Here is a 13757-nt window from a genome sequence, read left to right as displayed (position 1 = left end):
CGATTGAAAAATGATAGCAAAATTATGGTAACTTTTTAGCGATTTTTGCCATGTTTTGCTAAGATATAGCAAATTTTGGGAGTACCTCGTGAAATTTGTCTTGGCTAATTTTAAATCCTATGCGCTTGATTTATTGCCCTATTTGGAGCGTTTAAAGAAAAATCTACCTCAAGAATTAGCCCCTTTCATCACGCTTTTTCCCTCTTTAAGTGCCCTTGGAGCGGGCAAAATCTCTTGCGTGGCTTTGGGCGCACAAAACGCCTATCCTGCTCTTGAGGGGGCTTTCACGGGCGAAGTTACTTTGCACGCCCTGCAAGAGTGGGGGATTAGCTCACTTTTAATTGGGCATAGCGAGAGGCGTTTGTTGCTGGGCGAAACGCCTAGCTTTTGTTTAGAAAAGTTTCATTTCTTTAGAGAACAGGGTTTTCAAATTGTCTTTTGCATTGGCGAGCCTTTAGCCACACGCAATTTAGGGCAAGATGTCGTGTTGGATCATTTATTAAAGCAATTAGGGGGGCTGGATTTAAGCTACCCCAAACTCATCATCGCCTACGAGCCGATCTGGGCGATTGGCACTGGAGTGAGTGCACGAGATAGCGACATTGCTAGCACCATAGGCGGACTAAAGCAAGCCTTAAAGCCCCGTGTCAAAGTCGTCTATGGGGGGAGCGTGCAAGCAAGCAATGCTGAGGCTATTTTAAGCCTACCAGAAGTGGATGGTGTGCTCATTGGCAAGGCGTGCCTAGACCCTCAAGTGTTATTGGATATTATTAAAATCAGCAGTACAAAGGAGTTTGCATGACTTTCAATGCCTTAAAAGAAACTTATTCGATAGAAGCCACTCTGCCCCCCAATTTTAAAGATTTTGAGATTGTCGGGGTTGCCCCCCTAGAGCTAGCCACCCCTAACCACTTAAGCTATGTGGATCAAAAATCCTATGTCAAAAAACTTAAGGATACCAAGGCTGGCGGTGTGCTCATCCGTGCCGAATATGCAAGCAAGGTCCCAAGTGCGAGCCAAGCCATCATCACACAAAACCCCCATTTAGCCTTTGCTAAAATCTCCCACGCCTTTAAGGTGGACATGTTTAAAACCCCGAGCACCAAAACCCCCCCCAATTTGGGCGCAAATGTAACGCTCATGCCCCATGTCGTGGTGGGCGAAGGGGTTGAGATTGGAGACAACACGATTATTATGGCAAATGTGGTTTTAGGAGACGGGGTGAAAATTGGCAAGAATTGCAAGATTTACCCCAATGTTACCATTTATCAAAACACGCAAATTGGCAATGAAGTGATCATCCACGCCAACAGCGTGATCGGCAGCGATGGCTTTGGCTACGCCCACACCGAGCTAGGCGCACACATCAAGATCGAGCACACGGGCATCGTGCAGATCGATGACTTCGTGGAGATCGGAGCGAACACCACGATCGATCGGGCGGTTTTTGGAGTAACGCACATTAAGCAAGGCGTGAAAATCGATAATTTGGTGCAGGTGGGGCATAATTGCGTGCTGGGCGAGCATTCGATCATCGTCTCGCAAGTGGGGCTATCGGGCTCTACGACCATGGGGCGCAATGTGGTGCTAGGCGGACAGGTGGGCACCGGGGGGCATATGCACATTGGGGAATTTACCCAAATTGGGGGCAAGGGGGCGGTGGGCAAAGACTTACCCCCGCACACCAACTACGCAGGGGCAATTCCGGCAATGGAGATCCACGAGTGGCACCACTTCCTAGCCACGCTTAGGCGTTTTGCCAAAAAGCAAAAGCCGAGTTTGATTGACAAAGCGAAAGGGTTGTGGAAACGCTAATGACACAGAGTAAGAAAATCCGCTCAGTCATCGCAGCGGCAAGCGGCAACTTGGTAGAATGGTTTGACTTTTATATCTATGCCTTTAGCGCAACCTACTTCGCCCACTCTTTTAGCGAGTCGAACAACCTCATCATCCAACAAATCCAAGTTTTTGGGATTTTTGCAGTGGGCTTTTTCATGCGCCCCTTGGGCTCGTGGATTTTTGGCTCTCTAGCCGATAAAGTCGGGCGCAAAAAGTCCATGATCATGTCCGTGGTTTTGATGTCCATTGGCTCTTTTATGATCGCCGCCCTGCCGACTAAGGATAGTGTGGGGGATTTGGCGATCTTATTTTTACTGCTGGCGCGCATGGTGCAGGGGCTTAGCGTGGGCGGGGAGTATGGCATTGTGGCGACTTATTTGTCTGAGCTTAGTTCTAAGGGCAATCGGGGCTTTTACAGCTCCTTTCAATACAGCACCTTAATCGGGGGGCAGTTTTTAGCGGTGGCGAGCATTGGCGTCTTGATGATGTTCTTTAGTCTAGCGCAGGTGAGTGCCTTTGCGTGGCGGATTTTATTTGTGCTGGGTGGGTTACTCGCTTTGGGTTCTTTAGTAGCGCGGCGTTTAATGGATGAGAGCTCTAGCGAGTTAGAAGAGCATCAAGATCGGGGGACTTTAAAGGCACTCTTACCCCACTTTAAGACTTGTTTTATTGTGTTTGTCATCAGCGCAAGCGGGTCGCTCGCCTTTTACACGATCACCACCTACGCCAAAACCTACCTAGAAAATGCCGGCATGGCTAAACCTGTGGTGAATGATGTCTTTGTTTTTGGGCTTTTAATCCTCATGCTCATCCAGCCGCTCTTTGGCTACATTGGCGATAAAATCAGCCACAGACGGGCGGTCATCACCTTTTCAATCTTGGCGTTCTTTGGCATCGCTCCGCTCTTTAGGGTCATGTCTATGTACGCCCACAACACCACGATCGCCTTTTTAGCCGTGCTCGCTCTCTTTTTAATCCTCAGTTTCTACACTTCGGTATCTGGGATCTTTAAAGCCTCGCTCTTCCCTGAGCATGTGCGTGCGCTTGGCACGGGCTTTAGCTTTGCGCTAGGCAATGCGATCTTTGGGGGCTCTACTCCCTACATTGCTCTGCAATTCAAGCACTACCACATAGAAAACGGCTTTTTTGTCTATGTTGCCGTGATGATGGCGTGCATGTTTGCCGCCGCCATGTGTTTGCCTAAAAAACCCATTTTGGACTGATTAAGGGTTTTTTTGCAACGCTTTTTGTGCATTTGTCTGCTTGTATGCCCGCTGTTTTTCAGCGGGTGTCTTGCCACCATTGCCAAAAAACGCCCCGATCACATCCACCTTTTAGAAAGCTACCAACCCCTAAAAACCCCCCTAGGGCAGGTGTACGCCCAAACCTTGAACCAAAATCCTAAGCAGAGTTTGGGCTTCATTTTGCAAGATGGGAACAGAGCCTTGTTACAACGCATCGCCTTAATCCGCCTAGCCACGCACAACATAGACATACAGACCTACCTTTACAAGAACGACATTTCTTCACGGGTGATGATGTCGGAGCTTTACAAGGCGGCCAATCGGGGGGTGAAGGTGCGCCTTTTGATTGATGACAATGGGCTAGATTCGGACATGTCCGACATCATCATGCTAAACACCCACCCCAATATTGATGTCAAAATCTTTAACCCCTATCGTGTCCGCAATAAGGGACTACGCTATTTAGAAATGATGGCGTGCTACGACCGCATTAAAAAGCGCATGCACAATAAAATTTTCATTGTGGATAATGTGGCTCTAGTGATTGGGGGGCGCAACATCGCCGATGTCTACTTTGACAACGACCTAGAAGAAAACTTTTTAGACACGGACGCGCTCTTTTTGGGGGCGGTGAGCCTAAAAGCCAAGCAGAGTTTTTTAGAATATTGGAACTTTAAAGGCGCGATCCCGGCTAATTTACTGCCTAGCCACAGAAAACTAAAGAAATACGCCAAAACCTACGCCAAGAGCCTCTCTAAACTCTTACTAAACGATCAGAGCACCTATGACAAGGAAGTACAAGCCTTCATCCAAAAGTTCATCAATAAACGAAACAAGGGCTACCTAGGGCGGGCTTACTTTGTTGCCGATCGCCCTGAAAAAATCTACGCCCTAAACCCCAAATCCCCCATCAACCACGCCCTGCAAGAGATTTTAAAGCACACCACAAACAGCCTCTACATTGCCTCGTCTTATTTAATCCCCGGCCCCGCCCTGCTTAAAACCTTTAAACAGAAACTAAGCGAAGGACTAGAGCTTAGCATTTTAACCAACTCGCTCGCCTCCACAGATGCAATTGTGGTTTATGGGGCGTGGGAGAGATACGCCAAAAAGTTAGTCAAGGCAGGGGCTAATGTCTACGAAACCAAGAGCGAACTCTCCCGCTACATTAAATACACCCGTAAGGGGGGGGTGCACTTTAAAATCAAGGGTCGGCTTAAAAACTCTCTGCACAGCAAGATTTTAATCTTTGATAGCCAACTGACTTGGATTGGCAGTTTCAACTTAGACGCACGCTCGGCGCAAATCAACACTGAGTCGGTCGTGGTCTTTGATAACCCCGCCTTTGCCACCTACTTGCAACGCCGCATGCAAGAGCAAATGCGCGATAGTTGGCACCTGATTTTAGAAAGGCACGCCTTGCACTCTAAATTGATTTGGGAGGGCGTGGAGGATGGGCAGGTGGTGCGCCACACCAACCCCCCCGACACCTCCCCCTTTTTGCGCTTCATTAAAAATTGGTCTAAGATTTTGCCCGAAGATGAGCTGTAGAGCGCGAAATGCTTAAATTCTTGCCAAGACTTTGCCAATATGTCCCCTTTGGTGTGCGTGCGAGGGCGATGGCATTTACCCATTTTGCTAAGCTAGATAGTAGCCAAGCCCACACTGCCGGTGGCTACCCCTAATACATCTAAACCACCCACTTTGTTTAAATTGAGTTTATTTGATTATGCTGGCAAATATAATCTAAATCTAAGTTGGCGAAGCGACTAATATAGGCTTGTGGCAAGAGAGCTTGTAAGGTGGGGTTGTTGTAGCCTAGAAAGGTGATTTTATTTACCCTTGCACTCTCATAGTCACTCTTGCTATCTCCGATCAAGACCATTTCGCTAGGCTTATAGCCATACTTGGTGCAAAGATTTGCTAAGACTTTAGCCTTAGACGGGGGCGCACCCTCGATGCTCTTAAAATAGGGCGAAATCCCCAAAAACGCGCAGAGTGCCTGCAACTCAGTGTGCAGAGCCGCCGAGGCGATATGGAAAATATACTTTTCGTGATTGGCTTTCACAAAGTCCATCACCTCTAAATTTAAATGCTCTTTTGAGAACAAGTCCTTTTCAATGATGTGCCCGAACTCCTCCACTAGGGCGTTGATCTTGTCCGCATCTATGGTTTTCTTTAAAATTTGGGTGTAAAAGTGCGCAATTTTATCAAAGCGGCTCACCCCCCCATTAGCGTAATGGTAATCCTCAAACGCCTTTAGGGCAGTCTCATCTGCCTTGGTGTGCCGCCTAAACAATTCCTTAAACCCCTCCCCCTTTAAGTGCATGCTATCAAACACCACTCCATCAAAATCCCACACCACAACTTTTAGCGCCATGCTAGCCCCTTTCTGCTACACCCTACCAAATTTACGCTGTCTTTGGTTAAACGAAGCAATGATTTTGGCCAAATGTGTGGGCGTGAAATCGGGCCAGAGCACCGGGCTAAAGAACAGCTCGGCGTAGCTGGATTGCCACAGCAAGAAATTAGACAAGCGCATCTCCCCACCTGTGCGAATCAACAAATCCACATCGGGTAACCCCGCCGTATCTAAATGCGCCCCGATGAGCTCTTGCAAATCCCCCTTTAGCCCCAACTCCAGCACCTGCCCACATGCCCTAGCGATCTCATCGCGTCCCCCATAGTTCAGGGCCAACACCTGCGTTAGGGCGGTGTGGCTGGCGGTTTCTTGTTCCAAATTTAAAATGGTTTTTTGCAAAGCGGGGCTGAATTTTTTTAAATTGCCGATCGCCTTGAAGCGGATTTTATGCTCTAAGTAAGTGGGGCGCTCTTGCACGAGGTATTTTTTGAGCATCCGCATTAAAAAATCCACTTCGCTTTTAGGGCGACTCCAATTCTCAGTAGAAAAAGCGTAAAGCGTGAGATAGGCGATGTGTTCTTTGGCGCACCAAATGGTGATGTTTCTTAAAGCATTGATTCCTTGCTGGTGTCCGTGCGTTCTAGGCTTGCCCTGCAATCTTGCCCACCGCCCATTGCCATCCATGATGATGGCCAAATGCGCTAAGTTATTCATCGCTGCACGAATCAACCAAGTAGGCAATGTGCTGGAAGGGGATGTTAGAGTGTTGGCTTAAGCCCACTTCGCAGGTGCTGGAGCTGCAAAAGCCCTTTTTAAGTTTTTTATCTTGATAAAAGCTAGTGAAGTCTAACAAGGCGTGGTCGTTGAGTTCAGGCGTTAAAAAACCCTTGTTGCCCGCAAAACCGCAACAACCCGTGTCGGTGTGCTCCACAACCTTGCCGCTCACGCATGCCTTAGCCAAATCCCGCATGTTTTGCGCATAGCCTAAGCGTTTGGCCGCACACATGGTGTAAAGCGCAATATCCTCGTTTAAGCGCGTGATTTTTAAATGGGGCAGTAAAAACTCTTGGATGAAAATGGGCATGTCATAGATTTTTAGCCCCGTGTGCTCTAATTGCTCGATCAAATACGCGCTGCATGCGCTGTGGTCTAGCACAATGGGGATTTGGCCATTATTAGACAACTCTTTTAGAAGTTTGGCATTTTTCTCGGTGTTTTGCACACTTAAATCTTTATAGTCAATGAACGCCTTGCCACAACAAAACTTGGGCAACTCTTTAGGATAAATCACCCCAAAGCCTGCCTTTTGACACAGCGACTCGAACACCTCTTGCAAACTACGCGGATCGGGCATGAGTTTTGAAGGCGCAAAGGCACGGTTGATGCAAGTGGAAAAATACAGCACGTTTTGGTCGCTAGGCTTGCTGGTGAGTTTAAATTTATTCCTTCTTGGCATGTAATTTGGGGCAATGGGCGTGTGGATTTTGGTGTGCAACTTTTGGCTGCACTTGTGGATAAAATTTGCCCCTAATGCTACTTGCCCCACTTGCACCGCGCCAAGCCCCACTTTTAGCCCTCCCACCACAACATCCATGTGCTTTAAAATTTCTTTTGCCACTAGGGGGGCTTTTTCTTTGGTGCGGGTTTTGAGTGCAATCGTGGCGCTGTCAATGCCTAAAGGGCAGAGCGTGGAGCACATATGGCACGCCGCACAAGTTTCATCGCTCAGGTATTTATAGCCCTCCAAAAGCTCTTCTAGTAAAACTTTATCCGTGGCTAGTCCCTGCGCTGCTCTTTGGCTTAAGTAGGCGATCTCGCGCTGTAAACCTATGCGCTGGCGGGGGGTTAAGGACAAATACCGACTAGGGCAAATGCGCTCACAGAACCCGCACTCCATGCAAGGCTCAATCTCGGGGGCAATGGGCACGCTCTCTTTTAAGTTCTTGGCGTGGATTTGCGGGTCGTTGGAGAGAATCACATCGGGGTTTAAGAGTTTGTCCGGGTCAAACAAGGCTTTAATGCGCTCGCAAATTTGATAGGCCTTCTCACCCCACTCTAATTTGACAAAGGGGGCGACCATGCGCCCTGTGCCATGCTCGGCCTTGATCGAACCTTGCAAGGACACGACCATTTGGGCCAAATCCTCCATGAGCGCACTAAATTGCGTCCTCTCAGTGGGGTTTTCTAGTAGGGGGGTGATTAAAAAGTGCAAATTGCCACTTAAAGCATGCCCGAAAATCACACTATGTTCTTTAAAGCCATGCTTTTCTAACAAGCTTTGCAAGTTGGCAATTCCCTCTTGTAAATGCTCCATGTCAAAACATAAATCCTCTGTAATCACACTCGCCCCACTGCGCCGCCGCCCCGCCACAATGGGGAAAATGCTTTTTCTAATTTTCCACCATGCGTTGTAGACTTTGTGGTCTGTGCTTTGCTCTAGGGGTAAAACGGTGGGGACGGCTTGCAGTTTTTCGAGCACAAAGGCGCTGTTGGCTTCAAGGGTGCTTAGATCGGTGCTCTCAAGCTGCGCCAAAATGCACGAATACCCCGGCTTCACCTCATTTAGCACGCTAGGCATGCCCTCCGCCCCCTTCACGCTGGCTAGACACGCATAGTCCATTAACTCGGCGGCGCTGATTTTATCCGCATTTTGTGCCAAAATTTGCACCCCCTTTAAGCCCTCTGCCAAAGTCTCGTAAAAGAGCAAGAAGCAGGTTTTATAAGGGTAGTCGGGCACACAATGCAACTCACAGCTAGAGATAAAGCCCAAAGTCCCCTCCGAGCCAATGAATAAATGGCTTAAAATATCTATGGGATCTTCAAAGTCTATGAGGGCATTTAGGCTATAACCTGTGGTGTTTTTGATTTTGTATTTCTTTTGGATCAAGGCGTGCAATTCTTCATCCTCTAGCACTTCCTTACGCAAAGCTAAAAGCCCCTCTAAAAGGGGGGCGTGGCTTTGTTTAAATGCCTCCACGCTCTCTTGTTTGCTCGTGTCTAAGAGCGTGCCATCGGCTAAAACTACACGAATCGATTTTAAGGTTTTATAGCTGTTTTGCGCTACTCCACAGCACATGCCGCTGGCGTTGTTGGCTAAAATCCCCCCCACCATGGCGGTCGCAATGGTCGCCGGATCAGGCCCGATCTTTTTTTGATAGACCTTTAGGGCGTTGTTGGCTTGTGCTCCAATCACCCCACAGCCAAGGCGCACACTCGCCCCGTTCTCTTGGGGTTTGATCTCTTGCCAGCCTAAATTTGCCATCACCAACACCCCACTGCCGCACGCTTGCCCCGATAAAGAGCTGCCCGCCGCCCTAAAGGTTAAGGGTGTGTTGTGCCTCTTAGCTAAGGCGCAAAGGCGCACAATCTCGCTCTCGTGGCAGGCTTTGACGACCAACTCGGGGACATAGCGGTAACAGGACGCATCTATGCCATAAACCACACGGCGCAAATAATCCTTGTAAATACGATCGCCCAAGAAATCTTGAGCTTCTTGGTAAAATGCAGCGTAATTTTGTTGCATGTGTTGCCTTTGTTGTCAAAATGAGGCAATTTTACCACTTTTTTTGCTGTTTATCTTTGTGTGTGAAAATATGTTAAAATCCCCCAAAATTTTAAAGGATTTTGTATGGAGAGCAACTACACCCACCAGCTCGTAGAGCTTAGGTCTTTCAATCCCAAGGATTATTGTGTGATCGACATCAGAGACGCCGAGAGTTATCACAAGGCGCATTTAAAAGAAGCGCTCCACATGGACGACTTGAACGCGATAAAGAAGTTTGCCCTAGAACACTCTGGGCAAAAGGTTTTGTTGCAATGCTGGCGGGGCAACACCGCTGCGCAATACGCCAATGCCTTGCACGGGGCGGGGGTGCAAAACATTTATTTTTTGAAAGCAGATTTTGACGACTTTAAGGCATCGGGTTTAGAAGTGCTAGAAAATTAGTGCGCCCCATTGTTGTGATCGGCAGTGCGATCACAGGGGACGCAAAAGCAGCACTAGAGCCCCGTGTCAGCTACCTAGCTTGTAGTCAAATTGTCTATTTGCCCCTAAATTTGGACAATCTAACCCCTCCCTTGCCTTCTTTAAAAGCCTTGCTTTTCACTTCTAAACACGCCCCCTTGAGTTTAGAGCACAATTTAAAAAACACCAATACCCTCGCCTTTCTAAAAAGCTTACCCACCTTTGTGCTCGCCCCAAAAAGCGCACAAATGGCAAAAAGTCTAGGCTTTAATGTTGCCTTTGTGGGGCAAAGCGGACATGCCAAGGGCTTTGTTAAAGAAATTAAAGACCTTTTGCCACAGCCCACGCTCTTCGTGCGCGCTCAAAGTGTCGCCACAAATGCCCTAGACTTTTTACCCTCTTTGGTTGCCTACAAAAACATCCCATTAATGCTAGCGCAAACGCAAAAGCCCAAGCCCCACTCCGTGCTGGTGTTCACTGCCCCTAGCAGTTATAGGCATTTTTTAAAAAATTTTGCTTGGGATTCTAGCTATGTGGCCGTAGCCATCGGGCAAAGCACCTTAAACGCTCTTGATCCGCATATTTGCGCCCATTTAAGCCCAGAAACGAGCCTTGAAGCCTGCCTAGAGTTAGCCAAAACGCTTTAAATCTTTGCTAACATTTTTAAAAATTTAAAGGATTGGCATGCATTTGATGTTTTTATTAGCGGCACTGGGCGGGGCTGTGGGGGCTAGTTTGCGCTATTTTGTGGGCAAGATCGCGCCCACGAAGTTATGGATTTGGCAGAGTTTTCCTGTAGGCACTTTTAGCGTGAATTTGATCGGCTGCTTTGTGATCGGCTTTGCGGGGCATTTGGCGGCTAAATCCATCTTGGGCGATAAAATGAGCGTGTTTTTTATCACGGGGGTACTGGGGGGTTTTACGACTTTTTCCTCTTTTGGGCTAGACACTTTAAAGCTCTTACAAAAGCAAGCCTTTAGCGAGGCGATCGCCTATGTGGTGGGAAGCAACCTACTAGGGTTGCTCTGCGTAGTGGCTGGCTGGGGTTTAGCTAAACTCGTGCATTAGATTTTTGGGCTTTGATGTCTAAGAAGAAGCGGGCAAGGATGATGGTCTGTAAAAGCGTGGCAAAAAAGTTAAATATAGGAATCAAAGAGAATAAGTAAGCCACAATGGCGACTTTGTGGTGGGGGACTTTGTATTCCTTGAGCACTTCTTGATAGGTTTCTTGGTTGTAAATGGAACTACCGATGTCAAAAGAGAGCGTGTTTTTAAAGAAAAAGTAATGCGGGATCAGGGACACGAACACCCCCACGAAGGGGATGAAGTACAGCGGGATACACACCACCAAGAACATGCACAAGTAGGCGAGTTGCTTTAAGAAATGCTGGATACAGCCCATGAAATCTCCGAAGTTTTCTAGGGGTAGGTTTGTGTAATCGCGCTTGTGTAAGTAGCAAATCACCACAGGGGTGTAAAAGAGCGAGATGAAGAGATTGCCGATCAAACTCAACATTAAGACGCAGAGCAACAAGAGCACATAGGCAAAAATCTTAATGGCGAGCAAGAACATGGCGGGCAAAAGCCCATTGGTGTGGGCGTAGTGATCCCAGCTCGTGGGTAAAAAGCCTTCAATGATGCGCACCATATTGCCCCCGAAGTGGAACAAAATCACTCCCCAAAACAGCACCCCTAAGAATACGGGTCCTAAGTTTAAAAACAACATTTTCCAGCTTAAGAAGTCTTTCCAGCTTTTATGGATGTTTTGTAGCGGTGTTTCCATTTTCCTTTTCCATTGTTAAGATAGTTCACTTTGTGGTTTAGTGGTTATATTAAGTTTAGCATGCTAAAATAATCCTTTCATGCCTTTGCAAATGCAAAGTTTCAATTCTACAATAGTCTGGAGAGTTTTATGGTTAAGAGAAGCATCGTGAGTTTGGTTTTGATGGGGGCGTTAGGTGTGGGTTTTGTGGGGGCAAAGACTTTAGCCACCGTGACTTTCCCCGCCCCTCAAGACACACCCACTAAGGGTAAACACCACAGAAAACACAAAGAAGCCCCTGCTAAACCCGAAGTGGTGGACATCACAGAGAGCGATTTTAATGTGATTAAGCAGCGCAACCCAAACTTTGACTTTGACAAACTCAAACCCGAGCAAAAAGAAGCCTTGCTAGAACAAGCCATCAACAATTTGTTGATTGAAAGAGAAGCTAAAAGAGAGAAACTAGACGAAACCGCTGACTTTGCCAAAAGGATGGCGAGCTATAAAAAACAACTTTTGGTTGAAACTTGGGCAAAACGCCAAGCTGAGGCGATCGGTAAAGAGGACATCCCCGAAGCTAAATTAAAACAATACTACGAGGCAAATAAAGCGCAATTCGTGCAACAAGAAGCCCACGCCCGCCACATTTTAGTAAAAACCGAAGCGGATGCCAAACGGGTGATCTCCGAGCTCAACAAAGTGCCTAAAACCCGTGTAGAAAAAGAATTTATCGAAATTGCCAACCGCGAATCCATCGACCCCAACACCAAAAACAGCAAAAATGGCGGGGATTTGGGCAAATTCCAAAAAAGCCAAATGGCACCCGAGTTTTCTAACGCTGTCTTTGCGCTCAAACCCGGCACCTACACAAAAACCCCCGTTAAAACTGAGTTTGGCTACCATGTGATTTATCTTAATAGCAAAAATGAGCCAAAAACCCCTACTTTTGAGCAAGCTAGGCAAACCATCATCGGTATCTTAAAAGAGCACAAGTTTCAAGAATATGTCAAGGGAGAGCTCGAGAAGTTGCGCAAACATGTACAAATAAACATCACCAAAGATTAGGGGGCTTACATGCTAGTTACGGGCATTGAGATTTTAAGCAAAGCCCATAAGGAGGGCTATGGAGTTGGGGCGTTTAACTTTGTCAATTTTGAAATGTTGCGCGCGATCTTTGAGGCAGCCGACACCGCCAAATCGCCCCTCATCGTGCAAGCCAGCGAGGGGGCGATCAAGTATTTGGGTATTGACATGGTGCTTAGCATGGTCTATACCATGAGCAAACGCTACTCGGACATCCCCGTCGCCTTGCACCTTGATCACGGCACCAGCTTTGAGAGCTGTAAAAAGGCGGTGGATGCGGGCTTCACTTCTGTGATGATCGACGCCTCGCATCACCCCTTCAAAGAAAATCTAAATCTCACTAAAGAAGTGGTGGATTACGCCCACTCCAAGGGGGTGAGCGTGGAGGCAGAGCTAGGACGGCTGATGGGCATTGAGGATAATATCTCCGTAGATGAAAAAGACGCAGTCTTGGTCAATCCTAATGAGGCTGAAGAGTTTGTGAAAGTGAGCCAAGTGGATTATTTAGCCCCGGCTATTGGCACGAGCCACGGGGCGTTTAAGTTCAAGGGCGAGCCCAAACTAGACTTTGATCGCCTTGTGGAGGTGAAAAAACGCACCAATATCCCCCTAGTCTTGCACGGGGCAAGCTCCATCCCTGAAAGCGTGCGCCAAGCCTTTTTAAGCACGGGCGGGGATTTAAAGGGCTCTAAAGGCGTGCCCTTTGACTTCATCGAGCAGTCCATCAAGGGTGGGATCAATAAAATCAACATCGACACAGATTTACGCCTAGCCTTCATCGGCCAAGTGCGTAAAATGGCAAACGAAAACCCCAGCGAGTTTGACTTGCGTAAATACTTCACCCCCGGCATAGAGGCGGTGAAAGCCGTCATTGTGGAGCGCATGCGTGTGCTTGGCAGTGCGGGTAAAATTTAAGGATTAAAGGAACTCAATGGCCATTGGCATGGGCGAATTAAAAAAGAATTTGAAAATTGAAATACAGGGCGTGCCTTACCGCATCGTGGAATACCAGCATGTCAAACCGGGCAAGGGTGCGGCCTTTGTGCGGGCGAAAATCAAATCGTTTTTAGACGGCAAGGTGATTGAAAAAACTTTCCACGCCGGCGACAAATGCGATGAGCCCAACTTGTTGCAAAAACCCATGCAATTTCTCTACTTTGATGGAAGTTCTTACCAGTTCATGGACACAGAAACCTATGAACAAATTGCGCTGAGCGAGGATCAAGTCGGGGATGCGCCTAAGTGGATGCTCGATGGCTCCCAAGTACAGGTGCTCTTTCATAATGAAAAGGCAATTTCTGTGGAGGTCGCCCAAGTGGTGGAGTTGAAGATCACAGAGACCCCCCCCAATTTCAAGGGCGACACCTCCAGTGCCAGCAAAAAACCCGCCACGCTTGAAACTGGGGCGGTGGTGCAAGTGCCCTTCCATGTGCTCGAGGGCGAGGTGATTAGAGTCAACACCCAAACGGGCGAATACCTCGAAAAGGTGAAATAAACCCCTTT

At 47.8% G+C, this 13757-nt stretch carries 15 protein-coding genes; 11 read left to right on the top strand and 4 right to left on the bottom strand.

Annotated features, from left to right (window positions below; translation table 11 throughout):
* Positions 1 to 88 precede the first annotated feature (88 nt).
* Genes QSJ47_RS04495 through QSJ47_RS04475 form a run of 5 tightly spaced genes read left to right on the top strand, consistent with a single transcriptional unit; the run spans position 89 to position 4768 of the window.
* A complete protein-coding gene (locus QSJ47_RS04495) occupies positions 89 to 802 on the top strand; it encodes a triose-phosphate isomerase (protein ID WP_285602565.1) in 714 nt (237 codons plus the stop codon).
* A complete protein-coding gene (gene lpxD / locus QSJ47_RS04490; RefSeq protein ID WP_285602564.1) occupies positions 799 to 1815 on the top strand; it encodes a UDP-3-O-(3-hydroxymyristoyl)glucosamine N-acyltransferase in 1017 nt (338 codons plus the stop codon). The genes QSJ47_RS04495 and lpxD overlap by 4 nt, the downstream gene beginning before the upstream one ends.
* Positions 1815 to 3062 carry an MFS transporter gene (locus tag QSJ47_RS04485; RefSeq protein ID WP_221272410.1) on the top strand — a complete coding sequence of 416 codons (1248 nt, stop codon included), beginning with the start codon at positions 1815 to 1817 and terminating at the stop codon, positions 3060 to 3062. Before lpxD ends, QSJ47_RS04485 begins: the two co-directional genes overlap by 1 nt.
* 12 nt (positions 3063 to 3074) lie before the next feature.
* Positions 3075 to 4634: a phospholipase D family protein gene (locus QSJ47_RS04480; protein WP_285602563.1), complete on the top strand. Its 1560-nt coding sequence runs from the start codon at positions 3075 to 3077 to the stop codon at positions 4632 to 4634.
* An 8-nt stretch (positions 4635 to 4642) separates the two neighbouring features.
* Entirely contained in the window at positions 4643 to 4768 is a 126-nt protein-coding gene (locus tag QSJ47_RS04475) for a hypothetical protein (RefSeq protein ID WP_260321685.1), read from the top strand.
* 23 nt (positions 4769 to 4791) lie between these two features.
* Here the strand turns inward: QSJ47_RS04475 and QSJ47_RS04470 are convergent, their stop codons facing one another.
* From QSJ47_RS04470 to QSJ47_RS04460, 3 genes are read right to left on the bottom strand one after another with little or no spacing between them, the layout of a single operon-like run.
* On the bottom strand, positions 4792 to 5463 hold the full coding sequence (locus QSJ47_RS04470; RefSeq protein WP_221272412.1) for an HAD family hydrolase: 672 nt from the start codon (positions 5461 to 5463) through the stop codon (positions 4792 to 4794).
* A 15-nt stretch (positions 5464 to 5478) separates the two neighbouring features.
* Entirely contained in the window at positions 5479 to 6159 is a 681-nt protein-coding gene (locus QSJ47_RS04465) for a di-trans,poly-cis-decaprenylcistransferase (RefSeq protein ID WP_221272413.1), read from the bottom strand.
* Positions 6152 to 8968 carry an FAD-binding and (Fe-S)-binding domain-containing protein gene (locus QSJ47_RS04460; RefSeq protein ID WP_285602562.1) on the bottom strand — a complete coding sequence of 939 codons (2817 nt, stop codon included), beginning with the start codon at positions 8966 to 8968 and terminating at the stop codon, positions 6152 to 6154. The genes QSJ47_RS04465 and QSJ47_RS04460 overlap by 8 nt, the downstream gene beginning before the upstream one ends.
* A 105-nt stretch (positions 8969 to 9073) precedes the next feature.
* Between QSJ47_RS04460 and QSJ47_RS04455 the strand changes: the two genes are divergently transcribed.
* The 3 genes from QSJ47_RS04455 to crcB are packed head-to-tail and all read left to right on the top strand — an operon-like array spanning position 9074 to position 10477.
* Entirely contained in the window at positions 9074 to 9391 is a 318-nt protein-coding gene (locus QSJ47_RS04455) for a rhodanese-like domain-containing protein (RefSeq protein WP_285602561.1), read from the top strand.
* On the top strand, positions 9391 to 10056 hold the full coding sequence (locus QSJ47_RS04450) for a uroporphyrinogen-III synthase (protein WP_285602560.1): 666 nt from the start codon (positions 9391 to 9393) through the stop codon (positions 10054 to 10056). The genes QSJ47_RS04455 and QSJ47_RS04450 overlap by 1 nt, the downstream gene beginning before the upstream one ends.
* 37 nt (positions 10057 to 10093) lie before the next feature.
* A complete protein-coding gene (gene crcB / locus QSJ47_RS04445) occupies positions 10094 to 10477 on the top strand; it encodes a fluoride efflux transporter CrcB (protein WP_221272417.1) in 384 nt (127 codons plus the stop codon).
* On the opposite strand, the gene QSJ47_RS04440 is transcribed toward crcB, so the two are convergent.
* Entirely contained in the window at positions 10461 to 11192 is a 732-nt protein-coding gene (locus QSJ47_RS04440; protein WP_221272418.1) for an EI24 domain-containing protein, read from the bottom strand. The two genes, crcB and QSJ47_RS04440, sit on opposite strands and share 17 nt — an antisense overlap.
* Before the next feature lie 129 nt (positions 11193 to 11321).
* On the opposite strand from QSJ47_RS04440, the gene QSJ47_RS04435 reads away from it, so the two are divergent.
* The 3 genes from QSJ47_RS04435 to efp are packed head-to-tail and all read left to right on the top strand — an operon-like array spanning position 11322 to position 13749.
* A complete protein-coding gene (locus QSJ47_RS04435) occupies positions 11322 to 12236 on the top strand; it encodes a peptidylprolyl isomerase (protein ID WP_221272419.1) in 915 nt (304 codons plus the stop codon).
* Positions 12237 to 12245: 9 nt separating this feature from the next.
* Positions 12246 to 13169, top strand: a complete 924-nt coding sequence (locus QSJ47_RS04430; RefSeq protein ID WP_221272420.1) for a class II fructose-bisphosphate aldolase — start codon at positions 12246 to 12248, stop codon at positions 13167 to 13169.
* A gap of 16 nt (positions 13170 to 13185) precedes the next feature.
* Positions 13186 to 13749, top strand: a complete 564-nt coding sequence (gene efp / locus QSJ47_RS04425; protein WP_221272421.1) for an elongation factor P — start codon at positions 13186 to 13188, stop codon at positions 13747 to 13749.
* Positions 13750 to 13757 lie beyond the last annotated feature (8 nt).

This window comes from Helicobacter sp. NHP22-001, assembly GCF_030270165.1.
In the GTDB taxonomy this organism is placed as follows: Bacteria; Campylobacterota; Campylobacteria; order Campylobacterales; family Helicobacteraceae; genus Helicobacter; species Helicobacter gastrofelis.
Note: the sequence above shows the minus strand (reverse complement) of the source record. Positions and strands in the feature narration are given on the sequence as shown.